Raw genomic sequence first — 26,448 nt, forward strand, 5'->3', positions numbered from 1 at the left:
TCCATTTAGATCAGGTATGGAAGGAGGGGGCGGATTGCTGATTACGGTCACAGGCGGCATAGGTAGCGGAAAAACGCGCTTTGCGTTGAAATATGCGGCTCAAATGAGCCGGGAAGGTGTATATTTATCCACTGGTGATCATGATCCCGTTATTCCCGAATTGCCATCCGCTCATTATCGTGCTATTCAGGCGGGGAACGGCCCGAAACTTACAGAAGTGGTGACCCAGATTAATCGAGAATCTAATCTTTTTCTGGCGGATCAACGCATTTTGATCGTGGACAGTCTGACGTCCTGGATGGCGGCCAGTTTCAGGGCAACGGAAGATTTACATGAACAGCGGCTGGAGACGCAACAGCTACTTGATGCACTGCTTTCCTATCAGGGGAAAATACTTGTCATCACGAACGAGATGCATGGCAGCTTGCATCCGTCGGAAGAAGAACGTATTTTTACGGCGAGGATGGCTTCGGTTAACCGAATTTTGCAGAAAAATGCCGAGCAGATGTACATGCTGGTGTCTGGCCTTGCCATAGATTTGAAGAGCCAACACGTGCGCTACGAAGAGTAGGAGATCAGGGATAGATGAGCGCAAGGTGATCGGGTAAGCTGCTTCACCAGTTTACGATAGGACTTAAATGCACAATTGGAGGGATTATGATGGGTATATATACACGAACCGGTGATGAAGGACAGACTTCTGTGATCGGAGGCCGAGTTATCAAGGATGATGACCGGGTAGAAGCGTATGGTACGATTGATGAATTAAATTGCTTTGTGGGTCAAGCCATTAGTCTGATTGACTCTGCTAATGGGAAGTTCGAAGATTTGCGTGAACATTTGCTAGAGGTACAGCAGGAGCTGTTTGACTGTGGATCGGATCTAGCTTTCGTGCGCATAAGTGAGACAAAGTACAAGGTACGGGATGAAATGGTTACACGCCTGGAACAGTGGATCGATCAATACGATGCTGAAAATCCCAAAGTGGAACGTTTTATTATTCCAGGAGGAAGTCAGCTTTCATCTTCACTGCATGTATGCCGGACGGTATGCCGCCGTGCAGAGCGCCGTACCGTTACGCTGGGACAGCATACGGATATTAATCCGTCGGTGCGTCGGTATTTGAACCGTTTATCTGATTATTTTTTTGTTGTTGCACGGACAGCCAACGCAAGACAACAAGTTGCGGATATTGAGTATGTGCGGAGCAAAAAAGTATTCCGCCGCCAAGAATGAGCCTGTATTATGCGCCGATTACCTACAGGGTTACCGAAGTGGAGGACGGCTGGCTGCTGAAGACCGTGCTCCAGAAGCGGCTGCAGGTTTCGCGCAAGCTTTTGTCGAAAATCAAGCTGACAGAGCAAGGGGTCATGCTTAATGGCGAACGGGTATACATCAGTGTGAAGGTGAGTGCAGGTGATCTGGTAGAGGTGCGGATGGAGCAGGAAGAATCCGATGATATTCTGCCTGAGGATATTCCGTTCACCGTGCTGTATGAAGATGAACATCTACTGATCGTGAACAAAGATGCCGGAATTATCGTTCATCCAACTCACGGACACTATACAGGTACGCTGGCTAATGGGGTGGTGCATTATTGGCAGAAAAAAGGTGGGAAATTCCGCTTTCGGCCCATCCACCGATTGGATCAGGAAACATCTGGCGTGCTGGCGATTGCCAAAAATCCGTACGTGCATCAGCATGTGTCGGAGCAAATGATCGCAGGTACTGTGGATAAAAGATATATCGCGCTGGTGCACGGTAGCCCTGTTCCAGAATATGGAGCAGTCGACGGCCCAATTGACCGCGACCCGGAAGAGCCGCATCGCCGTATTGTTACACCAGACGGATATGCCGCAAGAACGCTCTACACAACGCTCTCACGTTGGGCTAATGGCAGTGCCAGTGCCGTAAGTCTGAAGCTCGAAAGCGGACGAACGCATCAGATCCGGGTACATATGACATCGATTGGTTGCCCGCTGATCGGTGATCGAATGTACAAGACGCTGCCTGTACATAAAGTGGATGAACAGACAATGGCTATAAGGGAAGAACGGGATACATGGATTGAACGCCAAGCGCTGCATGCGTGCGAACTGGAATTCGAACATCCGATCCTCCGGGAACGTATGACGTTCCAGGCACCACTGCCGCCAGATATGGCCGCACTGGAGAAACGTTTGCATACTGAGGCGGCCCCAAGAGAAACGGTGCAAAACGCAGAGGTAAACACCCAAGCTGAAAAGTAACAACCGACTTAGGGCTCCAGAAGAGAGCCCGTAAGTAAAGGTTTCCCCACCCTTCAGTGAGCAGGGCGCCTGAACGATACGCCGATGGCTAGAGAGATTTTAAAGCTTTTAAGATTCTTCAGGCTTTAAGGTCGTTAAAGCTTGAGTTCGTAAATCCCTAGCTCTAGAAATGTTGAAAATCACGTCGTAATGAGGGGCGATAAGCCCGCATTCGACTAAAAAAATTGCTGAGCGAGGGTATTGGGATGGAGCGACTTTTGGATTTGCGGAGCAAACCAAGGGAAGCGAGAGACCAAAACCCGAGCGGGAGGAACATCCATGACAAAACTTAAAGTATATCAATATGCCAAATGCGGTACATGTCGCAAAGCAGTGAAATGGCTTGAAGCGAAAGGACATGAGCTGGAGCTGATCCCTATTTTTGACACACCGCCATCCAAAGATGAGTTAACCGAGCTGATTCAGAAAAGCGGACTTGAAGTGAAAAAGTTTTTTAACACCAGCGGAGAAGTGTATAAGGAGCAAAAGCTCAAGGATAAGCTGCCAAACATGTCTGAGGAAGATCAGATTGCGTTACTGGCTTCCAACGGCCGTCTAATCAAACGTCCTATTGTAACCGATGGAGATCAAGTGACCGTTGGCTTCAAAGAAGAAACGTACGAGCAGCAATGGAACAATGGATAACGGATAGTTCGACACATGTACCTGGACAAGAAACGTTCGTGGGTACATACCAGAGCCTTGAATTGTTCGCAATTCAGGGCTTTTTTGGTGTGAAGGCGGAGTGGCATAATTATGCTCTAATGAGGGTTGGCGTAACTATGGTATAATGATAGAATGAGTTTCGACATTTAATATACTATTGAAGTTGGTAGCGAAGTTTGTTTATCCGGCTTTCATAGATCAAGGAGAGAATAAATTCAAGTGAATCAACGTAATGAACCTACTTTGTTACTGGTAGATGGTATGGCAGTGTTGTTCCGGGCATTTTATGCAACATCTGCAAGCGGGTATATCAGACGTACAAAGGCAGGGCTTCCGACCAATGCAGTCTATGGTTTTATCCGTTATTTTTGGGATGCGGTTCAGACGTTTGGACCGAGCCATGTCATCTGCTGCTGGGATATGGGAGGCAAGACGTTTCGCGGTCAGGAGTATGCAGCGTATAAAGGAAATCGTGCCGAGGCACCGGATGACCTTATACCGCAGTTTGCTTTGATTCGTGAAGTAATGGATAGTCTCAACATTCCGAATATAGGCGCTGAGGGATTTGAAGCCGATGATTGTATCGGAACATTAGCTAAATATTACACGGAAGAAACCGATATGAATGTAATGGTACTGACAGGCGACCATGATATGCTACAGCTGATTAATGACCGCACAAGTATTATTATTATGAAAAAGGGTCACGGCAACTACATGGTTTACGATCCAGAGACATTGATGGCAGAGAAACAATTGACGCCTCGTCAGGTGATTGATATGAAGGGCTTAATGGGCGATGCCAGCGACAATTATCCTGGAGTAAGGGGGATCGGTGAGAAAACGGCTTTGAAGCTTGTGCAGGAGTATGGATCAATTGAAGGGATTTTAAGCAATCTGGATCAACTCACCCCTTCGGTACGTAAAAAAATTGAGAGTGATCTCGATATGCTGCATCTGTCTCGCAAACTGGCAGAGATTCATTGTGCGGTTCCGGTGGCGTGTACGCTGGATGGCTGTGAATTGCGTCTGGACCCCGATATGGTGATGGATAAGTTTGAACAACTTGAGATGAAGAGCCTTGGCTCTTGGATGGGAGTGGCGATAGGATGAGTAATCTGATGATGAGAAAAACGAGTAAAACGTGGTGGACTGGGGCGCTGGCCCTTGTCCTGGCACTTCCGGTATTGCTTACGGGGGCGGTAAGTGCACCGCAGACCGTGGAGGCCAAAGCAGCCATTACCACGAAGGTGCAGAAAGTGAAAGCAGCAGGACGTAGTTTTAATGTACAGACTGTTTCGATTCCCAAAGGTACACCGGTGACCGTAGGTCTTGCGAAGAAACAAGTTGGCCAAACAGCGACATTGCCATCTATTATAAAAGCGTACGGTGCACAAGCGGCGATTAACGGAGCTTTTTTTGAAGCATATCACGGAGCACCTGACCCTTACGGTATGTTAATAGCAAACGGAAAAGTTATACATATAGGAAGATATGGCACATCAATCGGCTTTAAGGCGGATGGTTCAGCTATAATGGATTCACTTCAAGTGAGCTTGACGGGCACGGTCACAGATACGAATGGAAAATCACGCAGCTGGTATGCAACGTTTGTTAACCGAACTCCTTCAGCAGATGCAAGCATTTCAATGCTGTATACACCGGAGCGTGGAGCCAATGTTGGATTTAAGGGCGGGACAGCAGTGGTTATAGAAAAGGGCATAGTGACCAAAAAAGTACTAAATACGAATGTAGCAATTCCTAAAAATGGTTCTGTCCTTGTTTTTACAGGACGGGAGAAATCTACTTCAGATCGATTTACTGTAGGTTCCACCGTAGAGATGAATTACAGATATACAAATGCAGCCGGTCAGGAAATTCCTTGGCAGGATGTAGTGACGGCTGTGGGGGCTGGCCCGCGTCTGGTGAAAGACGGTAAGATATCGGTTAATCCGGCAAGTGAGGGGTTCAGAGATCCAAAAATTTTGAATTCGTCCGGTGCGAGAAGCGGAATTGCGATCATGGCTGATGGTTCAGTGATGCTTGCTACCGTTTCTGGTGCTACAATAAAAGAATGGGCAGCAGTGATGCAGAAGCTGGGAGCCAAACAGGCGATGAACCTGGACGGCGGCGCTTCCTCTGGTATGTATGCGGGTGGCAAGATGCTGACCTCACCAGGGCGGCTCTTAAGTAATACACTTGTGTTTGGTGGTTCTGTTCAATAAAAAGTGATTGCAGGAGGTATGATGCGACATGACATTTATACCCGATTCGATAACTGAAGAGGGCAGCACGGCAGTTCTGGCAATTAATGTAGGGCAGCCTAAGCCACTACCTGGTCAGAAGCATGAAGTGTTGAGTGGTATCGTGAAACATCCTGTCTCTATCCCGTTGTTCTTGTCATTCAATGGAATGACAGGAGATGGCCAAGCAGATCTGGTGCATCACGGTGGTCCAGATAAAGCGGTCTGTGTATACGATCATAGTCGCTATTCATCGATTGAACAGTTGATGAATCGTAAGCTGGAGTGGGGCGCATTCGGAGAGAACCTGACCGTTACAGGCTGCGCAGAAGAAGAGGTTCGCATTGGTGATGTATTTGAACTTGGCGGTGCTCAGGTGCAAGTCAGTCAGCCGAGACAGCCTTGCTTCAAGCTTGGTATAAGATATGATTACAAGGAGTTGCCTGTCTATTTTCAGGAAAGCGGGCATACCGGCTTTTATTTTCGAGTATTGCAAGAGGGAGAGGTTGGCCCAGCATCACGTTTCAGAAGAATTCACACAGATGCTCTGTGCATGACGATTCTTGAAGCTAACCGGATTATGCATCAGGGGAAGCAGGATTTGGAAGGAATCCGGGCATTGCTGGCTATTCCGGCTCTTTCAGACAGCTGGAAACAGACGTTGTTACAAAGGCTGAGCAAGCTTGAGGGTAACTGAGCCGTACCGCAGAGCCTAGGCTATTTTCATTGAGGCATTCGAGTTTCTTGATTTTAAACCAACGTGGGAGTGAGACCAACATGACAGTTTTAGGTGCGATTGAAGCAGGTGGAACCAAATTTGTATGTGGCATTGGGACAGAGCACGGAGAGGTACTGGAACGAGTGAGCTTCCCTACAACTACACCGGAAGAGACAATGGCTCAGGTCATTTCTTTCTTCGAAGGCAGAGGCATTGAAGCGCTGGGTGTCGGTTCATTTGGTCCAATCGATCCGATCGAGGAAAGTCCAACCTATGGTTACATCACAACAACACCGAAGCCGCATTGGGGACAATACAACATGATTGGCAAACTCAAGGAACACTTTGATGTACCCATGACGTTTGACACCGATGTGAACGGAGCTGCTCTGGGTGAAGCCACTTGGGGAGCCGCACAGGGACTGGATAGCTGTCTGTATATAACGGTAGGTACAGGTATCGGTGCAGGTGCTGTCGTTGGTGGTAAAATGGTGCATGGATTGTCTCATCCAGAGATGGGGCATATCATCGTACGGAGACATCCTGAAGATTCATACGAAGGGTTTTGCCCATATCATGGGGATTGCCTGGAAGGTCTTGCTGCCGGTCCTGCCATCAACAAGCGCTGGGAACAACCTGCTTATGAACTGCCAGCAGATCACAAGGCTTGGGAGATTGAAGCACATTATCTCGCACACGCGCTGATGAATTATGTGTTGATTTTGTCCCCTCAGAAAATTGTGATGGGCGGAGGAGTGATGAAGCAGGAGCACCTGTTTCCGATGGTTCGCAGCAAATTGCAGGAATTACTCGCAGGTTATGTGCAGCACCCTTCTCTTCATGCTGGAATTGAAGAGTATGTTGTCCCACCAGGTCTGGGAGATAATGCTGGTTTGTGTGGTTCACTGGCACTGGCAAAATTAGCTTTGTTAAAATAAACGCTTCAGGGATTGACGAATTTTACCAGTGTGGTATGATATGAGTAACAGCATAGTACGGTTAATGAGGAAGCACCTCTCTTGCAATGATTTTGCAGGAGGGGTGCTTTTTTGTGCTGCCTGGACACAGCGACAGAGAGTACTTTTGTTAATCGGACAGGCTGTAACGCCAAAGGAGGGAACAAACAATGGAAGTCATTTTCATGAACAAATTATCCAGAGTGTCAGAGCAGAATGAGGAAATTGCTCAGTTATGGATTGGTGAGGAGGAGAATATCTGGCATCTGGGATGGAGTCAGTATGAGGCAGGCGATCGAGAGGATACGATGTGGTACGAAGGAACTTCATGGGAGGAATTGCTACATATTTATCGTCATCAGCTTGCGATGCAGATGAGCGAAGGCTATCGTCCATTGATGCATGGGTTATATCATGAAAATGAGGATGTGAAGCTGCGCAGTTATGCAGGTCAACGTCTGTATTGTTTTAGTGAATTGTACGGAAACGAGCCATTATATGAGGAGTTGTGCACATGGCGCAGACAAAAAGCGGCTTCGGATCGAAAGGCTCCTTATTTTGTGGCAACGAATCGTCTGTTGCGTCTAATCAGCGCTTTTATTCCACATACAATGGACGAACTGATGCAGCTACCGGGTGTTGGTGAGAGTAAAGCAGCAGAATACGGGCTGGAATGGCTAGAAATGACAAGTGGGATCGAACGGTCAAGACCCTTCCCGCTGGACTGGGTGTACACCGTACTGAACGAAGAAGAATACGAAAGCTGGTTATACAAGCAAAAAGAGCAGAAATACAAGCAGGAACTGGATAAATTCATCACACGTAAACATGTGCTGGAAGGAATGAAAGAAGGACAAACCTTGGAAGCAATCGTGACTCGATCAGGATTATCCCGCCGGGAATTAATCGAACTGCTGGAGATGCTGGATCTGGAAGGCTATGATACGGATTCTTTGCTGGATGTAGAATTGGCTGTAATGCCTGAAATTGAACAAGAGGCGGTATGGAATGCATATGAGGAGTTGGGAGACACGTTTCTGAAGCCAGTGTTACATAAAGTGTATGGAGGAGAGCGTCCCGAAGGAGGAAGCCTGGAGCAAGTATATGAACGGTTACGTATGATTCGTATTCGTTTTCGCAGACATGTTGAAACCGAGCGTAATGCAGGTTAGTGGAGAAGGATGCTGAAGTAAAAAGACGAAGCTGTTCCTGTGAAGGAGCGCTTCGTCTTTTTCAATGAATAGTATGACATTGCGGATATATCGGGAATGTCAGATCCAATCTTTTTTACGGAAAATGAAGAACATAGTCAGACCTAGTGTGACCATCAGGCCAATAACCGCATAATAACTATATTTCCAGTGCAATTCAGGCATGTTATCAAAGTTCATCCCGTATATTCCCGTAATCACGGTCAACGGCATGAACACCGTGGTGATGGCGGTAAACACCCGCATGATTTCATTGGCCCGGTTGGCAATACTGGACTGATAGGCTTCTCGCAAGTTGCCCATCAGATCGCGGTATGTTTCGAACGTTTCCGATATTTTTACGGCGTTCTCATAGATGTCACTGAAGTATTTCTGCAGCTGATCATCAATGAGACGCAGATCTTTTTTGTTCAGTGTGTTGATGACCTCTTTTTGAGGACCCAGTACCTTTTTTAGCCACAAAATTTCGCTTCGCAGACCGATAATCTCACTCAGGTGTGACTTTTTGGTATGCATCAGGATGTCTTCCTCAAGCTTCTCAATTCGCGCCTCAATTCGATCTCCAACGGTAAAGTAATTATCTACGATCAAGTCAACCAGCAGGTAAAGCAGGCGATCAGGGCTGCTGATCTCCTGTTCCCAGAGAATAGGCTTCAATGTACGTAATTCGCTGATTTTTTGTTTGGTAACCGTGATGATAAAATGTCTGCCGAGAAAGAGATTGAGTGCTCTCAGGAAAATTTCTTCATCATCAAAACGAATGCTATTAATAACGATAAAATAATGGTTCTCATAAATTTCAATCTTCGGACGCTGCTCCTCATCACTCAAGCAGTCCTCCACAGCCAGATCATGCATGGAAAAGAGCGGCTGAAGTACAGCCAGATCGTCCACGTCCGCATCAATCCAGTAAAATCCTTCCGTTGGTGGAGTCAGCGCTTGCTGAATGTCATCCACCGGGATAAATACACCATTGTTAACCAACCGGATTTTCATGTTATCTACTCCTTCTGCACCCGCCATCTTGGCGGATTTCATCATTAATATGGGCGCAAAAGAACAGATCAGCCGGTCGGCAGCGGAGCCTGATAATCAGGGCTGTACTGCGTTCATCAATCTATAATCAAACGGAAGAAACGTCCCGTTGCCGACATGCTGATGTCAATTCTCTATGCAGTTGTTCGGAATTCGACTGCCAGTTGGGCCTCGGGTCGCCATCCATTTAATATGTCACCTCTCACATAAGGGTTTATAAACACTTGTATAGTATACCGCTGGTCCAGAGTGCTTTCAAGCGCAAAAATGTGTCTATTTCGCGCTCTGAGGCAGTGTATGAAAACAGAGGATGAACGGTTCCGAGTGCAAGCCCAAATCAAACAACTGGTTCTTGACGTGAGGGCGGTAATGTTTTAAAGTAAAAGTTAATATATTTGAATTATAATTGAATACAGCGAAATCTTATCAAGAGTAGGTGGAGGGACCAGCCCGATGAAACCCGGCAACCGGCGAATAACGCACGGTGCTAATTCTTGCAGCGACCAAGCACCCTTGTGGTGCTGTTGTAACTGAGAGATGAGAGAGGCGCATATCTGTTTACATATGACCTTTCTCGGAATCCGAGAGAGGTCTTTGTCATATGCCCCAACTTCTCAGAACGTGATTTTTGTACCCAATGCGACCTATGAAAAAGGAGGAGTCGACTCACCATGCCAATTAAAATTCCGGATACACTGCCAGCAAAAGAAGTGCTTGAAGGGGAGAATATTTTCGTCATGGACGAATCATCTGCGTACAAGCAGGATATTCGACCGTTACGCATAGCCATACTGAATCTGATGCCTACAAAGGAAACGACCGAAACGCAATTGCTGCGTCTGGTGGGTAACACACCGATTCAAGTCGATGTTGTGCTGGTGCATCCCAAATCGCACACGTCCAAGAACACATCCCAGGAATATTTAGATCTATTTTACAAAACGTTTGATGAAATCCGGCACCGTCGTTTTGACGGTATGATCATTACCGGTGCACCGGTGGAGCAAATGGATTTTGAGGATGTGAACTATTGGGAAGAGATTCAGGAAATTTTTGAATGGACCAAAACCAACGTGACCTCAACGATGCATATATGTTGGGCATCACAGGCAGGTTTATACCACCATTTTGATGTACCCAAAGTTCCTCTGGATGAAAAGTGTTTTGGCGTATTTCCACATACAACGAACAAATCTCATGTTGCATTGATGCGCGGGTTTGATGAAGTTTTCAACGTTCCACACTCCCGCCATACCGAGGTAAGACGCGAGGATATCGAGAAAAACGATATACTTGAGATCTTGGCAGAGTCCGAAGAAGCAGGGGTATTCCTGGTTGCGACCAAGGATGGGAAGCAAATTTTTGCGACAGGACATGCCGAGTATGATCCATTTTCATTAAAATGGGAATATGATCGTGATGTTGCCAAGGGATTGGATATCGCGCTGCCGAAGAATTATTATCCAAATGATGATCCATCCCGTGTACCTCCAGCTACATGGCGTGCGCATGCTAACTTATTATTCTCTAACTGGCTCAATTACTATGTGTATCAGGAAACGCCTTACGATATTGGCCCACAAATCTAATCGAGATTACAGGAGGATACAGTAATGGATGATAACAAGTTGAAAATGGAAAGCCGTCTAGCTCAAATTGGGTCCATCAATGAACCGGTAACAGGTGCTGTTAACTTTCCGATCTATCAATCCACGGCGTTTCGTCACCCGAAGCTGGGACAAAGCACGGGGTTTGACTACATTCGTACAACAAATCCAACACGTAAAGTGCTTGAGGAAGCAGCAGCGGCGCTTGAGTCAGGAGATGCAGGCTTTGCCTGTAGCTCAGGTATGGCAGCGCTACAAACGATCTTTGCTTTGTTCAGTCAAGGGGATCATCTGATCGTTTCTCTTGACCTGTATGGCGGTACGTATCGTCTGCTTGAACGGATTTTGTCCCGGTTTGGTGTAACGGCAAGTTATGTGGATACCAATGATCTTGCAGCACTGGAGAACATCCGTCAGCCGAATACAAAGGCCATATTCATCGAGACACCAACGAATCCACTCATGATGATTACAGATGTGGAAGCCGTTGCTTCCTGGGCAAAAACGCACAACCTGCTGACCATTGTGGACAATACGCTTCTAACCCCATTCTTCCAACGTCCGATTGAACTCGGAGCCGACATTATCATTCATAGTGCGACCAAATATCTGGGTGGACATAATGATGTGCTCGCTGGATTAATTATTACCAAAGGTGAGGCCCTATCTGCAGAGATGGCATTCCTTCATAACTCCATTGGAGCCGTGTTATCGCCAAGTGATTCCTATCAATTAATGAAAGGCATGAAAACGCTGGCTCTACGCATGGAACGTCATGAGTATAACGCACTCACCATTGCGAAATTCCTGTTGGAACATCCGGCCGTTGCCGAGGTATTTCATCCGGGGTTGTCCGATCATCCTGGATATGAGATTCAGCAGAAGCAATCCTCCGGTAATACAGGTATTTTCTCATTCAAAGTGAAGGATGCACGCTATGTAGAACCATTGCTGCGCCATATCGAGTTAATTGCATTTGCTGAAAGTCTCGGGGGTGTAGAATCACTCATGACGTATCCAGCAGTGCAAACTCACGCGGATATTCCACTTGAGATTCGTGACGCGGTTGGAGTGGATGATCGCCTGCTCCGATTCTCGGTAGGCATCGAACATGCGGAAGATTTGATTGCCGATCTGAATCATGCGCTACTGGAAGCACAGCAGGAAGTTGAAGGAGGCGTAACCTCATGAGTGAGTCGAACAACAATAAGCCTAATTCGCCCGAACTAAAGTTTGATACCAAGTTGCTTCATTTTGGGGATGAGATTGATAAAACAACAGGTGCTTCAAGTGTACCGATCTATCAGGCGTCCACTTTCCATCACTTTGATATCTTTAATCCGCCGCAACATGATTACAGCCGTTCAGGTAACCCTACCCGTCAGGCACTCGAAGATTACATTGCGCTTCTTGAAGGCGGGGTTCGCGGATTTGCGTATTCGTCAGGAATGTCTGCAATATCCAGTGTGTTCATGATGTTCTCCGCAGGAGATCACGTGATTGTAACGGAGGATGTTTACGGAGGAACGTACCGCCTGCTGACAACTATACTAAGCCGGATGCAGATTGAGACTACTTTTGTGGACATGACTGACATTGAACAAGTCAAAGCAGCACTTAAGCCTAACACCAAGGCTGTGTATATGGAGACACCCTCCAACCCGACCTTGAAGATTACGGATATTGCGGCTGTGACATCCTGGTCTAAGGAAAACGATTTGATTACAATTTTGGATAATACATTTATGACACCGTACTATCAGCGTCCGATTGAGCTTGGCGTAGATATCGTTGTACATAGTGCTACGAAGTTTCTCGGCGGTCACAGTGATGTGTTGGCAGGTTTGGCTGTTGCGCGTACAGATGAACTGGGCAGACAGTTGAAACAGTTGCAAAATGGACTTGGCACTGTTCTGGGAGCTCAGGAATCCTGGCTGCTGATGCGAGGCATGAAGACACTTGGCGCAAGGATGGCTCATAGTGAACAGAGTACAGCCAAACTGGCTGCTTGGCTCAACGAGCGTCAGGATATAACCGCTGTGTATTACCCTGGACTTGCGGATCATCCGGGTCGTGAGGCACATGAGCGCCAGTCTACAGGGTACGGAGCGGTTGTATCGTTTGACGTAGGTTCAGGGGATCGTGCAAAAGCCCTTCTGAATCAGGTGAAACTGCCCATTGTTGCAGTAAGTCTGGGAGCAGTCGAAAGTATTCTTTCGTACCCTACGATGATGTCTCATGCGGCTATGCCGGCAGAGGTTCGACACGAGCGCGGAATTACCGATGGGTTACTGCGTTTCTCCGTAGGGCTTGAGGATATTGATGATTTGATTGCCGATCTTGAGCAGGCTTTGCAGGCAACTTTATAAGTTGAACGAAATTTAAATGATTTCATATGTCAAAATTTTAAGTGATTTTTGAAGCACCTTTTAATAAGGTGCTTTTTTTCACATGTAACCTGTGTTACGATATGTGGAGTACAGAAATGCGATGTTGCAGCCAGGACTTGCTTTTACAAACAAGCCGGGACGGATTGTCGTATTATTTTCTCTTTACGAGGGAGGCTTTTTACGATGAGTACGGTAGACCGTATCTTAGATAAAGCCCTTCGGGGCGAACGTTTGGACTTGGAAGACACGATTCAGTTATTTGAATCCGACGAAGTGGATAAAATCGGGGCAGCTGCCAATGTGATCATGAAACGTATGCACCCTGAACCATACAGAACATTTGTCATTGGGCGTAACGTCAACTACACGAATGTGTGCGACGTATACTGCCGTTTTTGTGCTTTTTACCGCAGACCCGGGTCAGAAGAAGGGTATGTTCTTCCGGATGAAGTGATTTTCCAGAAGATTAAGGAAACGGAAGATGTCGACGGAACCGAGATTCTGATGCAGGGCGGAACGAACCCGAATCTGCCTTTCAGCTATTACACGGATTTGTTGAAGGCAATCAAGGAACGTTTCCCGAATATTACGATGCACTCCTTCTCACCAGCTGAGATTATGAAAATGGTTGAAGTATCCGATGGTCTTACGCTGGAAGAGGTTGTACGTGCCATTCATGAGGCGGGACTGGATTCCCTGCCTGGTGGTGGAGCAGAGATTCTTGATGACCGTACACGCCGCAAAATAAGCCGTCTGAAAGGCTCATGGCGCGACTGGATGGATGTTATGCAGACTGCTCACCGGATCGGGATGAATACAACTGCTACAATGGTGATTGGTCTGGGTGAATCCATGGAAGAGCGTGCGCTGCATCTGATGCGTGTGCGTGAAGCACAGGATGAGTGCATTGCCAATAAGTATGATTCCGAAGGCTTCCTCGCCTTTATTCCGTGGACATTCCAGCCGGACAATACCAACCTGAAGCTGGAGCGTCAGACTCCACAGGAGTATCTGAAAACGGTAGCGATTAGCCGTCTGGTACTGGATAATATCAAAAACATTCAATCGTCCTGGGTTACCATGGGACCTGAAATTGGCAAGAAATCGCTCGAATTCGGCTGTAATGACTTCGGCAGCACGATGATTGAAGAGAACGTTGTATCCTCCGCAGGAGCAACGTACAAAGTAAATATTGAATCCATTCTTCGTCTGATTCGGGAGTCCGGTTACATTCCGGCACAGCGTAATACCCGTTACGATATTCTGCGTATGTTTGATGAAGAGAGCATTGTGCCTAAAGATTTCGTAATGCAGAACTAATATTTTACATTTATAGCTATTATGAGTTTGTATTCGAATACCATTATGTAAAATGAATAGTAACTCGTTCCGCAAAATTAGGGATGAAGCAGGTCAAACCTGTTTTGTCCCTTTTTGCCGTGCGTGTATAGTTCAGGCACACGTTATCTTATTACAGTGTCAACCGTAGTGAAGTAGTTTGTTGTCCGTTTACTCAGGAACAGAGATCATCAAACAGTACATATTACGCATTTAACGATATGTTATATTGATTTTTAACTGATACAATGAAGGGACAGTTGTGTAGTCAAACCTGCTGGGAGGAACGAAACGATGAAAAGAAGAAAACTTGGAAAGACAGCACTGGACGTATCTGTTTTAAGTTTTGGCGCATCCTCACTGGGTTCTGTATTTCGTGATATTGACCGGAACGAAGGCATCCGTACCGTTCATGCAGCGATCGATGCAGGCATGAATTATATAGACGTGTCGCCATACTACGGTTTAACCAAGGCGGAGACAGTACTTGGTGAAGCGATCCGAAGTTTGCCGCGCAGCTCTTATATGTTATCTACCAAAGCCGGACGTTATGGCGAAAACGAGTTTGATTTTTCACGCAAGCGTATTCTGGATAGTGTGCAAGAAAGCTTGGCAAGGCTGCATACCGACTATCTAGATATTTTATTTTTGCATGATATTGAGTTTGTGGCTCCTGAGATTATCATTGAGGAAGCTTTTCCGACGCTTTTAGAACTGAAAGAGCAGGGTGTGATTCGTTATGCCGGAATCTGCGGGTTGCCACTGCCTTTATTTGAAAAGATGCTGCCTCAGCTGGATGCGGATGCGATTATCTCCTATTGTCATTATGCTTTGAATGATACGTCGTTGGTGTCGCTCTTGCCATTGCTTGAGGAAAAAGGGGTTGGACTTGTAAACGCTTCCCCGCTCTCAATGGGACTGTTAAGTACACGCGGAACGCCAGACTGGCATCCAGCAGGTGACCGGGTGAAAGAGCTGTGCTTGAAGGCTGCACGTTTCTGTGAGGAACAAGGCAGTAATATTGCGAAGCTGGCTGTGCAATTTTCTACAGCGAATGAACAAATACCGACGACACTCGTAAGCAGTGCAAGTCAGCAAAATATTATTAATAATGCGGCTTGGGTTGAGGAGCCTTTGGATCAGCAGCTATTGGAAGAGGTACTGCGTATTCTGGCTCCATTAAACAATGAAACATGGCCGAGCGGACGAGCCGAATATAACGTGCACAGCAATATAAGGTCCGATGCATCTAAGGGGGATCAAGGATGAGAGCTATCGTATGTGAAGAAATTGATCGTTTGGTGCTTAAGGAGTTGCCACAGCCGGTAAGAGCTGAAGGAGAAGCGTTGGTCGCTATTCAGCGAATCGGCATCTGCGGTACGGATTTACATGCCTATAAAGGTAATCAGCCGTTTTTTACGTATCCTCGCATACTTGGTCATGAACTTGCAGGCATCATTGAAGAGATTGGTCCTAATGAGGCTGGTTTACAGCCAGGAGATCAAGTTAGCATTATTCCTTATCTGCATTGCGGGCACTGTATTGCTTGTCGTTCAGGTAAGACAAACTGTTGTGCATCCATGCAGGTTATGGGTGTACATATTGACGGAGGTATGAGAGAACACATCACAGTACCTGTCTCTCATCTGTTGAAAGCGGAGGGATTAACACTGGACGAGACAGCCATGGTTGAACCGCTTAGCATTGGGGCGCATGCCGTTCGCCGAGCTGCACTGCAACCAGGGGAGCGTGTTGTTGTTATTGGCGCCGGACCCATTGGACTTGGTGTAATGGCCTTTGCCAAAGAAGCAGGTGCGTATGTCATTGCGGTGGATCGCAATCTGGACAGGCTGCAACTAAGCCGAACCTGGGCTGGGGTAGATGAGACGGTGCAGGCGGACGAACAGGCTTTGCAGCGAGTATCCGAGATCACTGGTGGTGATTATGCGACGGCTGTATTTGATGCGACAGGTAATGTGCATTCTATGAATGGCGCTATTCCGTATGTGGCACATGGGGGACAGTTGATTTTTGTTGGGCTAGTGAAGGCGGATATTACGTTTCATGATCCCGAATTTCACAAACGTGAGATGAGTATGTTGGGCAGCCGGAATGCAACGCGTGAAGATTTTGAACAAGTGCTCTCGACGTTGCGTGACAGAAAACTAAGCATGGATGGTTACATCACACATCGAGCACCATTTGATGAGCTGCCAAACGCGATGGATAATTGGTTGTTACCAGAATCGCAAGTGGTCAAAGCCATTGTAGAATTATAATTCTTATAATGTAAGGGTTAATTGAAGAAACGCTCTCTTCCGAGGCGATGAGCACATGGAATCCAATCCATCGGCTCATCGGGGATGAGAGCGTTTTGTATTTGTTTTGCTAGTTATTTTTCTGGATTCGATACAATACCTGCATGGGGGTCAATATGCCGAACAATAGACTTTAACCAGATCATCTCCAGAAAGTGTACTTCGTAATAAAGGGTCCCGGGGATCTGTCCGATCCAGGCTTCCGTCCCGGCGATTGGAGAAGTCTCAAGTGTAGGGTCGAGCTTCCCTGGTTCCCTGCGCAGGCGATTGCGTACAGCTTTTTCAACTCGAGTGCTTTGTGTGGTCAGAATGCATATTTTGCGTTTGGGGGAGAACCCCCGGAATGCAAGGTACACCATTTCATAGGCAATCAGATAAGCGATGACAGAATACATGGCCTGATCCCAGCCAAAAACAACACCAGCAGCTGTGAGAATGATCAAGTTAAGCAGCATGATTATTTTTTCGATAAGCATCCGTTTCCCGCTAAAAACACGTTCAGGCGGCCGGGAGGACGGATCACCGATTTCCAGCGTATCCAGTGTCCCTCCATACCGAACAACTAGCCCGATCCCGAGCCCCAGGCATAATCCGCCAAACATGGCAGCAGCCAAAGGGTGCTCGACGAGCGGCGGCATGGGATGTAGCACGATGGCACCGATCGAAAAGACAACCAAACCCAGAACAGTAACCAGTACAAACTTCTTCTTCACGATCTTGTAAGACAGAAATATAAACGGAACATTGAATAAGAACAAGAACAGGCCGATTCGAAGCTCAGTCCAGTGTGCAAAAAGTGAAGAAATTCCCGTTATGCCGCCAATAATAATTTTATTGGGGTGTAGAAACAACTCAAGTCCAACGGAGGCCAATATTCCGCCAATGATGACCAGAAACAGATTCAACCAGGAGCGGGATGGCGATATGCTGCTCTTAGCAGTGCGTGGCACCGGATTAGCCGATATCAGAGGTGTTTTCACAGGTCATCCTCCTTCAGTGCGGCTTCGAGCCATTCTCCCTGGGTTCTTCACAGAAAGTTCGGCGTGCAGCCGCTCAGTTGCTTGATATGATCATAGGTCTGCTCAGCACAGACATCTCACTTATCCTTCTTTCTGCAGAACTTTAGGTTCCTCTTTTTTCTTGCGAGGATCTTTGAACTTGAATATTTTATCCAAAATACGGAATACGTGTTTGGACTCTTTGGTGAGCAACGGTCCAAGAATAGCCAGAATCAATACATACAGCGCAGCAAACGGTTGGATTAATGGTAACAGTCCACCAGCCTTACCCATGTTAGCCAAAATAATTGAAAATTCACCACGGGATACAATGGTTAATCCGATATTCGCGGATGCTTTTGGTGAAAGTCCTGCACTTCGTCCAGCTAACATACCCGCAAGGAAGTTACCAAACAGTGTGATTACGACAGCGATCAATGCGAGCCAAATGGCTTCACCGCCAAGGGACAACGGATCAATGGACAGCCCAAAGCTGAAGAAAAAGATAGCTCCAAAGAAATCACGGAACGGGAGAATCAGGTGTTCAATTCGTTTAGCATGCTCTGTTTCTGCAAGTACAAGACCGACCAGCAATGCACCAATCGCTTCAGCCACATGAATGGTCTCGGAGAAGCCCGCTACCAGGAACAGTGCTCCGAAAACAACAAGTGAGAATAATTCATTGGAACGAATTTTGAGCAGTTTATTCAATAGTGGTGTCGCTTTGCGACCGATTATAATAACGACAAGCATGAAGCCAAGAGCAATGAGTGCCGACATGATCACGCCTCCGATGGAGGAGGAATCACTAAGTACAAGTCCAGAAAGGATAGAGATATATACAGCGAGGAATACGTCCTCGAACATAATAATACCCAAAATCATTTCGGTCTCGGGATTGGCTGTTCGTTTCAAGTCAACGAGTACCTTGGCTACAATGGCACTGGAGGAAATCGTTGTGATCCCTGCGATGATGAGTGCTTCAGCGGCCGGGAAGCCGGAAGCAAAACCGAACACTAATCCGAGTGTGAAGTTAATCCCGATATAGATCGAGCCGCCAACGACGATAGAGCGACCCGATTTGACTAAACGGCCAACTGAAAATTCCAGTCCCAGATAGAACAACAGGAACAGAATACCGATCCGACCCATAAAACTGATGAACGGCTGACTTTCGATAAAACGGAAATCCAGATGCCAGATTTGCATGGCATGTGGTCCCACGGCCATCCCGATCAAAATATAGAAAGGAACAACCGAAAATCTTAGTTTTGCGGATAAAAGGCCGGCTGCTGCAATCAGCACAAGCGCCAGACCCACCTCAAAAATCAAATGATCCATCGAGTTACCCCCTTCCTGTCAGGAGGAGGGACTTGAAAAGCTTCTGCTGGTTGCGTTCGCCAACGGCAACTACTGTAGATTCTGAGCTAATCACAACCTCCGGACCTGGGCTGATGTGTTTTTTATGATTTTTCTCCACAACGGCAATGACCGTTGCCCCAGAGTTTTGACGTACATTCAACTCACCAATGGATTTGCCAATGCATCCAAAGGATGCTTCGATTTTGTACCATTCGATAATCAGATCGTCAAAGGTAACCTCAATATTTTCAAGCTGTTTCGGTTTGTACGTCAATCCGCCAACGATGGCGGCAATCTGTCTGGCTTCATTATCATCCAGTGTAATCATGGAAATGCTTTGATCTGGATCATCATATTCAAAATGGTACATTTCACGGCGTCCATCGTCGTGAATAATAATGACGATTTTATCACCGCTGCTCGTTTCAATTTGAAATTTTTTGCCGATTCCAGGCAAGTCTGTTTCGCGTACATCCATGGATAGTATGCCTCCTTAGTGATTGAGGCTGGCCATAGAAGGAAGGCTTATCTTCCCGTAATCAGTTCATCTGCTGCTCAGGACGGAACATCAAATGGTGCGGGTAAACAGAGCCAGTAATTCCTGACACAGCCGAATTATATATTGTGAAATAAAATTAATTTGTAAAAAAAGTGCAACAAAAACACTTCAATAATTAGTGGTTCATACCATGTTTTAAATCTAACGTTTACATAAAGGGTTATAAGTTATGCATGAGAACACCGTCTTCATTGAAGAGGCGGCTCCATGCGCAGGCAGCCTGACGAATACGGCCAACAGGCTCTTATCGAGCGTAGGCGTATTTCGGTGCCATCGGAGAGAGGGATAAATACATGCTGGTAAACTTAATAGGAAGCAGAAATAATCTGCGTTTGAACAGACAATACCACGGTTTGAAAGACAGACCTGTTGTGGGAATTCGCAGAACGATTAACAATGCGAGGACAAGAAATGCAGGTTTGGATTGCTTGATAGCAGCCAGTTTAGTCATGACTTGCAGGTTTTTGCGAATGACAGGTTTCTGCTTAGATTCGGGTATTTGGGACAGTACTTCAAGCCCTTCTTTATTTGAAGTGGCATCGACGGATACGACGGATACACCAACGGCAGATTCCGTCTGCATTGGGATGGGGAAGCACAGCGCCTGAAAGACACACAAAATGATGATAATCGTGTAATGAAGCAGTCTAGGATGTTGTCTCATTATTGGCTTCCCCCCTTCCGTGAACATACTGTTATAAAAATAATAACACATTTTTGCGTGATCTCCAAACGATTCATTCAGAGTTCACTAAACCTTCATTAAGAATTCTCAGACTCCAAACCTTTCCTTAAGTGCTGAGAAATCATGACACCCTTTCCATCAAACCGCTTCGTATATCCCTTTGGGCCTTGCCATATACTTTGAAGAGAAGGAAAGGAGTGATTCTTATGGAACTGTTTGCAGTATGGACCGATGTGCCCGGGCAAGAGGAGGCAGATCATTTTCACCGATGCATCAAGGAAAAAATCAAAGGTCTACATATAAGCAAAAGAGGCTTTCGGCTCACCTTCAAATATAACGACGGGAGAGCAGTCTGGATGTGCAGAGGGAATGAGAATCACGAAGATTTCCAGCAATGGCTCCCGCGCATCAGTGATTTGCTTTCCTTTGGTTTAGCTGATTTTATTATGGAGACACAAGAACGCAAATTGGTAGAAAATATCATTGCCAAAACGTGTTCGGTCATGGATGAGCATGAGGTTGAAAAAGTTCACCGCATTTGTATGCCGCTTCTGATGAACAGTGATTTGGATCAGCCCGACCTTCGTAACCGTCGCCGTACAACGTTAGCCAAAGGGTTACAGCAGGATTTGGAGGATATTCATTTTTTTCATCTCGAAGGGATCATGAATTTCCGTATACGTTCTTACAAGCAAGAATTGCAGGAGCTCGTAGAATACGCTCTCGATGAATTCTGGATGGATCGTCAGTATGAAGAGTTCATGGGCCTGCTGAAGTATTTTGTATTTTTTCAGGAAGCCAAGGTGCCCTTAATCCATCTGATTCACAAAGGCAAACATGAATTTCAAGTGCTGGATGCAGGACTTAATCTGCTGCCGGTTCAGAAGGATGAGCAAGTTGTTGTGGAGATGCCAGGGCTGGAACTGGAGATGGATATCGAGGACATGATCGTGAGTACACTCATTTCGATATCGCCGGAGAAGGTCATGCTGCACACCAGCACACCGGAGCTGCCCATCATCTCGACGATATGTCAGATTTTCGAGGATAAGGTGCAGATTTGCCATCAATGCCCTGAATGCGAAGTACTACGTTCAGGATTGCTGACAAGTCTTGACGCAGGCGATCTGGGCAATTATAATAACTGTTGATTGATACAAAAGCGTTGACAGAGACAAGAGCCACACGTTAGATCGGTGCAGAGAGAGGGAACTGGGCTGAAATTTCCTCCGGATATCACGTATGGTTTACCCCTTTGGAGCTGCAATTTTGAAAATAAAACCATTCCACCATTCTTGGTGATGGCGGTTTTGTGAGTAAGGATTTGCCGGGTCATGCCCGTTACCGACATGCCAACGAGGGCTGTATTCCTGTCATCAGGAACAATCAGCTGAATTAGGGTGGAACCACGAGTATAACACTCGTCCCTTTACTGGGACGGGTGTTTTTTGCGTTCTTTCCGTTTATCTTCCGAGAGCAGCGGAGATACGCAATAGATGATTAGTCCATGCAGAAGAATGAAAATGGATGATGTTTATTTATTTTACAGGAGGAATGAGACAAATGGCAGTGAACATTAAACTACCGGATGGTTCTGTACGAGAGTACGCAGATGGCAGCAGTATTGAGGATGTAGCCGCTTCGATCAGCAGCGGACTTCGCAAAAATGCCGCAGCAGGCAAACTGGATGGAATTGTGGTGGACCTATCTACTGCAATTCATGAAGGAGCTTTGGTTGAGATTGTAACGCTGGATTCCGCTGAAGGTCTTGAAGTGATGCGTCACAGCACAGCTCACTTGCTGGCTCAGGCGGTTAAACGTTTGTACGGAAACAAAGAAGTGCATCTGGGCGTAGGGCCAGTCATCGAAGACGGTTTCTACTATGATATGGATCTGGAACATCCGCTTAATCCGGAAGATCTGCAGAAGATCGAGAAGGAAATGGAACGCATCGTTAATGAAAATCTGCCTATCGTTCGCAAAGAAGTCAGCCGTGAGGAAGCCATCAATATTTTCAATGAAGTCGGTGACCCCTACAAGCTTGAGTTGATCAATGCTTTACCGGAAGATAGCGTAATTACAATTTATGAACAGGGCGAATTTTTTGACTTGTGCCGTGGGCCACACTTGCCATCTACAAGCAAAATTAAAGTGTTCAAACTGATGAACGTAGCGGGTGCGTACTGGCGCGGGGACAGCAAAAACAAAATGTTGCAACGGGTATACGGTACAGCGTTTGTGAAAAAAGCACAGCTGGACGAGCACTTGCACTTCCTTGAGGAAGCGCGCAAGCGTGACCACCGCAAACTGGGTAAAGAACTTGAAATGTTCACGTTCTCTCAACTGGTGGGTCAAGGTCTGCCGATCTGGCTGCCAAACGGTGCGAAGTTGCGTCGTACATTGGAACGTTACATCGTAGATTTGGAAGAAAGCCTTGGTTATCAGCACGTATACACTCCGGTTCTGGGCAATGTTGAGCTGTACAAAACTTCCGGTCACTGGGAGCACTACCAGGAAGATATGTTCCCGAAAATGATCATGGATAACGAAGAACTGGTTCTTCGTCCGATGAACTGTCCTCACCACATGATGGTGTATAAATCCAATATGCACAGCTACCGGGATCTGCCGATCCGTATTGCCGAACTGGGCATGATGCATCGCTATGAAATGTCGGGAGCTCTGACAGGTCTGCATCGTGTACGTGCGATGACACTGAATGACTCTCACATTTTTGCACGCCCGGATCAGATCAAAGAAGAGTTTGCTCGTGTTATCGAACTGATTCAAACGGTATATAAAGACTTTGGCATCCACGAATATCGTTTCCGTCTGTCCTACCGTGATCCGCAAGACACCGAGAAATACTTCCAGAATGATGAGATGTGGGAAATGTCCCAGCGCATGCTGCGTGAAGTTGTGGAAGAGCTTGATCTTCCATTCTATGAAGCGGAAGGTGAAGCAGCATTCTACGGTCCGAAACTGGATGTTCAGATCAAAACCGCACTGGGCAAAGAAGAAACATTGTCTACCGTTCAACTGGACTTCTTGTTGCCTGAGCGCTTTGAGCTTGAATATGTCGGTGATGACGGACAGAAGCATCGTCCGGTTGTTATCCACCGCGGCGTGATCAGTACGATGGAGCGTTTTACAGCATTTTTGCTGGAGAACTTCGCAGGTGCATTCCCGCTCTGGTTATCTCCTGTACAAGCTAAAGTCATTCCGGTATCCGGAAACTACGACGAGTATGCGCGTGAAGTGGAAGCGAAGCTGAAGCGTGCAGGCATTTCCGCAGAAGCGGATCTGCGCAACGAGAAGTTGGGATACAAGATTCGTGAAGCGCAGCTGGAGAAAATGCCTTACATGTTCGTTGTGGGTGAGAACGAGAAAAATGCTGCATCGGTATCCGTACGTAAACGCGGAGAGGGTGATCTGGGCATGAAGCTGGTGGATGAAATTGTGGCCCAATTGAAAGAGGAAATTGCTTCCAGACAAGTTTAATTGAGATGAGTGCTCTGTAAAATAAATGAAACGAAACCGTCTGAGAACATGGATCAATCCATCGTTTTTAGACGGTTTTTTGTGCTTGTCGCTCTGGTTATGTTCTGCACAAAGGTATAGAATGAAAGCTTTTTGGTAACCCTTTGCAAGTGAGGGGGAGGTTATACCATGAAAAAGCATCTTTTAAAATTCAATGAAAACCACAAGTTCATCATCATGTGCTTCTTCATACTTGCCGGGATTTTGATGAGTTTCAATGAGGCCAAGGCCTATATATTTGAAGAGGAAAGTAATGTACCGCATGTGCAGGAATCAAACAGCCATGCCGAAAATAATGTGACCAGCGCCGGAAAAGCAGAGCGGGTATACGGGTTAAACCAAGCTAAACCCATATACACGGATGAGGCTCAATTGACGACTCTCGTTTATATGGCTTTCATGTGGTCTCCACAGCCGATGGTACTGCCAAAACCTGATTTGCCACAGAAAAGAGTGATGGGATATGTTGATCCCGCTATACCCGTACTAGCTCCACGTTCTGAACAAATTTTGGAGACACAGAAGGTGACCGCAACCGGGTATACAGCCGGGATTGAGTCCACAGGTAAAACACCAAAACATCCGCTATACGGTATTACGTATTCAGGAGTAAAAGTTCGACGGGATAAGGAGACGGTTTCCACCATTGCAGCGGATCCGAAGCTATTTCCGATGGGTTCCATTTTGTATATTCCTGGATACGGTTACGGTATCGTAGCGGATACGGGTTCAGCCATAAAAGGCAACAAGATTGATTTATATTTTCCCACAACCAAGCAGGTCTACAAAGAATGGGGCAAAAAGGATGTTGAGGTACAGGTGATCAAGCAGGGTGCAGGAAAATGTACCGAACAGATGCTGGCCGAGTTGTCCAAAGCCATTGATGTCTATAAAACGGTTCCGGATTCCTGGCTGGACAAAGCCATCTGATAATGGAATGTTATGCCTGAATAACACAACGGCTCTCTTCACATAATATTGACTGGGGACGAACCCCGCACTGCAGCAAGCAGTGTAAATATGAAGAGAGAGGTGATTCGTTGTGGCAAAGAAATCCCAAGGTTATCAAACGCCAAACGAGAAGTACAATGCAGAGTTCGGACAGGAAAATGGAACAGGTAGCGCGGCTTCCAAAGTGAAGCAATCCGCTCAAAACAAAGTACAAGACAATTTCCAAACACCTGATGAAAAATATAATGCTGAGTTTGGTGTAGAAAACACAGGTCAAACGGGCCGTGCAGGAAAATTCCAAAAGTAAAATTCAGTGAAGATAAAACGGCAAACCATGCAAGATGAAAAAAACAAATGTTGATGTATGCACCCTGGGGCGAACGCTCCAGGGTGTTTTCATGTTCCCTTTTCATAAACGGAAAATTTACATAATGTTCCTCAAGCCTCAGTCTTGAGACTGAGACAACTTCCACCTGTCGGCGCTGTTAACGTTGGCATGTCTGAGGTACACTGGATATAGAATAAAAACAAAGGAGACATGAGTGATGAAACGATCTACGCGGGACCGTTGGTGGGTTGGCATACCTCTTATCGCTATAGGTGCACTGATCTTGTTCAGACAATTGGGATACGACATTGATATAGGGTATGTGTTTAGAACATACTGGCCGGTCTTTTTGATCTGGTGGGGCGTTAAAGGGTTAACCGAAATTTGGCGCAACGATGGATATGCTGCGATTGGGCCCGTTGTTGTACTTGCTATAGGCGGTTTTTTCCTGGCTCGCAATTTGGGTGTGATTGGTTACTCATTTGGAGAGTTTATCCGTTATCTAATTCCAATTCTGCTGATTGGTGGAGGGTTATATGTATTAATTGGTCCAGGACATCGGGATCGGAAGCATCCTAACAATAAAATGGAAACACCATCTTCACCGCCTGAGCAGCCTTATCAGCCTATGTCTCCGCAGGATTTGGAGATGCCTTCTTCATTCGACGAAGAGTTCGAGAAGACATTTGGCAAACCCAAGCAGGAGCCAGCCTCCGGTAAACAACAATCCTTTCATTCTGAAGAGGAACAGCATCAGAACATGAAAAGTAAAATGCATGGTCAGTCTTATAAACAGTACAACCAACATTCGGGTGATCAAAACTCCGAAGGTTACGGTCACTACCACAACTATGGGTATCAAGAAGGCAATGGAAAAACATTTAATAAATCAACGTTCATTGGTGACTTTCATATGGGCAAAGAAGTGTTCACCCTGAAACCGATGAACATCTCCTCGTTTATTGGCGATACGGTTATTGATTTGACCAAAGCGCAGATCCCATACGGCGAGACCAAAATTGTCATCTCTCATTTTATTGGTGATGTTAAGGTATTTGTTCCTGAAGATATGGATGTGGGCATCTCGTTAACCACGAGTTCTTTTCTGGGAGACATGAAGCTCCTGGGCACGAAACGTGGAGGTTTTATGGGAAATGCGCAGGAAGAGACTCCGCATTATCGGGAAGCTGGCAAGAAAGTACGCATTATTGTCAGTGTGTTTATTGGCGACGTCAAAGTGAACAAGGTGGGTTAA

25 protein-coding genes and 1 riboswitch are annotated in these 26,448 nt (G+C 46.3%); of the genes, 20 read left to right on the plus strand and 5 right to left on the minus strand.

Annotated features, from left to right (window positions below; translation table 11 throughout):
• The first annotated feature begins 34 nt into the window (after nt 1-34).
• From ACUTVW_RS03625 to ACUTVW_RS03665, 9 genes are all read left to right on the plus strand, one after another.
• Complete coding sequence (locus tag ACUTVW_RS03625) at nt 35-571, plus strand: bifunctional adenosylcobinamide kinase/adenosylcobinamide-phosphate guanylyltransferase (RefSeq protein WP_445644517.1); 537 nt, start codon at nt 35-37, stop codon at nt 569-571.
• Nucleotides 572-660: 89 nt separating this feature from the next.
• On the plus strand, nt 661-1,236 hold the full coding sequence (locus ACUTVW_RS03630) for a cob(I)yrinic acid a,c-diamide adenosyltransferase (protein ID WP_445644973.1): 576 nt from the start codon (nt 661-663) through the stop codon (nt 1,234-1,236).
• Nucleotides 1,233-2,249, plus strand: a complete 1,017-nt coding sequence (locus tag ACUTVW_RS03635) for an RluA family pseudouridine synthase (protein WP_445644518.1) — start codon at nt 1,233-1,235, stop codon at nt 2,247-2,249. Before ACUTVW_RS03630 ends, ACUTVW_RS03635 begins: the two co-directional genes overlap by 4 nt.
• A 318-nt stretch (nt 2,250-2,567) precedes the next feature.
• Entirely contained in the window at nt 2,568-2,933 is a 366-nt protein-coding gene (locus tag ACUTVW_RS03640) for an arsenate reductase family protein (protein ID WP_445644519.1), read from the plus strand.
• 240 nt (nt 2,934-3,173) lie between these two features.
• On the plus strand, nt 3,174-4,067 hold the full coding sequence (locus tag ACUTVW_RS03645) for a 5'-3' exonuclease (RefSeq protein ID WP_445644520.1): 894 nt from the start codon (nt 3,174-3,176) through the stop codon (nt 4,065-4,067).
• Nucleotides 4,064-5,179, plus strand: a complete 1,116-nt coding sequence (locus tag ACUTVW_RS03650; RefSeq protein ID WP_445644521.1) for a phosphodiester glycosidase family protein — start codon at nt 4,064-4,066, stop codon at nt 5,177-5,179. The genes ACUTVW_RS03645 and ACUTVW_RS03650 overlap by 4 nt, the downstream gene beginning before the upstream one ends.
• Before the next feature lie 28 nt (nt 5,180-5,207).
• On the plus strand, nt 5,208-5,894 hold the full coding sequence (locus tag ACUTVW_RS03655) for an MOSC domain-containing protein (protein WP_445644522.1): 687 nt from the start codon (nt 5,208-5,210) through the stop codon (nt 5,892-5,894).
• A gap of 80 nt (nt 5,895-5,974) precedes the next feature.
• Nucleotides 5,975-6,853 carry an ROK family protein gene (locus ACUTVW_RS03660; RefSeq protein WP_445644523.1) on the plus strand — a complete coding sequence of 293 codons (879 nt, stop codon included), beginning with the start codon at nt 5,975-5,977 and terminating at the stop codon, nt 6,851-6,853.
• Between the two features lie 188 nt (nt 6,854-7,041).
• Nucleotides 7,042-8,043, plus strand: a complete 1,002-nt coding sequence (locus tag ACUTVW_RS03665) for an HRDC domain-containing protein (RefSeq protein WP_445644524.1) — start codon at nt 7,042-7,044, stop codon at nt 8,041-8,043.
• Between the two features lie 99 nt (nt 8,044-8,142).
• Here ACUTVW_RS03665 and corA read toward each other — a convergent pair whose 3' ends face one another.
• Nucleotides 8,143-9,078 carry a magnesium/cobalt transporter CorA gene (gene corA / locus ACUTVW_RS03670; RefSeq protein WP_445644525.1) on the minus strand — a complete coding sequence of 312 codons (936 nt, stop codon included), beginning with the start codon at nt 9,076-9,078 and terminating at the stop codon, nt 8,143-8,145.
• A gap of 459 nt (nt 9,079-9,537) precedes the next feature.
• A riboswitch (SAM riboswitch) is annotated at nt 9,538-9,661 on the plus strand.
• Nucleotides 9,662-9,788: 127 nt separating this feature from the next.
• Here corA and metA point away from each other — a divergent pair.
• From metA to ACUTVW_RS03700, 6 genes are all read left to right on the plus strand, one after another.
• Entirely contained in the window at nt 9,789-10,706 is a 918-nt protein-coding gene (metA, locus tag ACUTVW_RS03675; protein WP_445644526.1) for a homoserine O-acetyltransferase MetA, read from the plus strand.
• A 24-nt stretch (nt 10,707-10,730) separates the two neighbouring features.
• Nucleotides 10,731-11,915 (plus strand): aminotransferase class I/II-fold pyridoxal phosphate-dependent enzyme, encoded by a 1,185-nt coding sequence (locus ACUTVW_RS03680; RefSeq protein WP_445644527.1) that lies wholly within the window; start codon nt 10,731-10,733, stop codon nt 11,913-11,915.
• The gene (locus ACUTVW_RS03685) at nt 11,912-13,093 is read left to right on the plus strand and encodes a trans-sulfuration enzyme family protein (protein ID WP_445644528.1); all 1,182 of its coding nucleotides are present in this window, start codon (nt 11,912-11,914) and stop codon (nt 13,091-13,093) included. Before ACUTVW_RS03680 ends, ACUTVW_RS03685 begins: the two co-directional genes overlap by 4 nt.
• 204 nt (nt 13,094-13,297) lie before the next feature.
• Nucleotides 13,298-14,434, plus strand: coding sequence for a cyclic dehypoxanthinyl futalosine synthase (gene mqnC / locus ACUTVW_RS03690; RefSeq protein ID WP_445644529.1), 1,137 nt, complete (start codon nt 13,298-13,300; stop codon nt 14,432-14,434).
• Nucleotides 14,435-14,746: 312 nt separating this feature from the next.
• Nucleotides 14,747-15,721, plus strand: coding sequence for an aldo/keto reductase (locus ACUTVW_RS03695; protein WP_445644530.1), 975 nt, complete (start codon nt 14,747-14,749; stop codon nt 15,719-15,721).
• Nucleotides 15,718-16,731: a zinc-binding alcohol dehydrogenase family protein gene (locus ACUTVW_RS03700; protein WP_445644531.1), complete on the plus strand. Its 1,014-nt coding sequence runs from the start codon at nt 15,718-15,720 to the stop codon at nt 16,729-16,731. The genes ACUTVW_RS03695 and ACUTVW_RS03700 overlap by 4 nt, the downstream gene beginning before the upstream one ends.
• A gap of 113 nt (nt 16,732-16,844) precedes the next feature.
• Here the strand turns inward: ACUTVW_RS03700 and ACUTVW_RS03705 are convergent, their stop codons facing one another.
• From ACUTVW_RS03705 to ACUTVW_RS03720, 4 genes are all read right to left on the minus strand, one after another.
• The gene (locus ACUTVW_RS03705; protein WP_445644532.1) at nt 16,845-17,750 is read right to left on the minus strand and encodes a YitT family protein; all 906 of its coding nucleotides are present in this window, start codon (nt 17,748-17,750) and stop codon (nt 16,845-16,847) included.
• A 120-nt stretch (nt 17,751-17,870) separates the two neighbouring features.
• A complete protein-coding gene (locus ACUTVW_RS03710) occupies nt 17,871-19,109 on the minus strand; it encodes a cation:proton antiporter (RefSeq protein ID WP_445644533.1) in 1,239 nt (412 codons plus the stop codon).
• Between the two features lie 4 nt (nt 19,110-19,113).
• The gene (locus tag ACUTVW_RS03715) at nt 19,114-19,608 is read right to left on the minus strand and encodes a cation:proton antiporter regulatory subunit (RefSeq protein ID WP_434752074.1); all 495 of its coding nucleotides are present in this window, start codon (nt 19,606-19,608) and stop codon (nt 19,114-19,116) included.
• 325 nt (nt 19,609-19,933) lie between these two features.
• Entirely contained in the window at nt 19,934-20,353 is a 420-nt protein-coding gene (locus tag ACUTVW_RS03720) for a hypothetical protein (protein WP_445644534.1), read from the minus strand.
• A gap of 227 nt (nt 20,354-20,580) precedes the next feature.
• On the opposite strand from ACUTVW_RS03720, the gene ACUTVW_RS03725 reads away from it, so the two are divergent.
• From ACUTVW_RS03725 to liaF, 5 genes are all read left to right on the plus strand, one after another.
• Entirely contained in the window at nt 20,581-21,525 is a 945-nt protein-coding gene (locus tag ACUTVW_RS03725) for a putative sporulation protein YtxC (protein WP_445644535.1), read from the plus strand.
• A 412-nt stretch (nt 21,526-21,937) separates the two neighbouring features.
• A complete protein-coding gene (gene thrS / locus ACUTVW_RS03730) occupies nt 21,938-23,875 on the plus strand; it encodes a threonine--tRNA ligase (RefSeq protein ID WP_434752071.1) in 1,938 nt (645 codons plus the stop codon).
• A gap of 168 nt (nt 23,876-24,043) precedes the next feature.
• Nucleotides 24,044-24,844, plus strand: a complete 801-nt coding sequence (locus ACUTVW_RS03735) for a 3D domain-containing protein (protein WP_445644536.1) — start codon at nt 24,044-24,046, stop codon at nt 24,842-24,844.
• A 112-nt stretch (nt 24,845-24,956) separates the two neighbouring features.
• Nucleotides 24,957-25,172 (plus strand): hypothetical protein, encoded by a 216-nt coding sequence (locus tag ACUTVW_RS03740; protein WP_445644537.1) that lies wholly within the window; start codon nt 24,957-24,959, stop codon nt 25,170-25,172.
• Nucleotides 25,173-25,410: 238 nt separating this feature from the next.
• Nucleotides 25,411-26,448, plus strand: coding sequence for a cell wall-active antibiotics response protein LiaF (liaF, locus tag ACUTVW_RS03745; protein WP_445644538.1), 1,038 nt, complete (start codon nt 25,411-25,413; stop codon nt 26,446-26,448).

Source organism: Paenibacillus sp. TSA_86.1 (genome assembly GCF_052691815.1).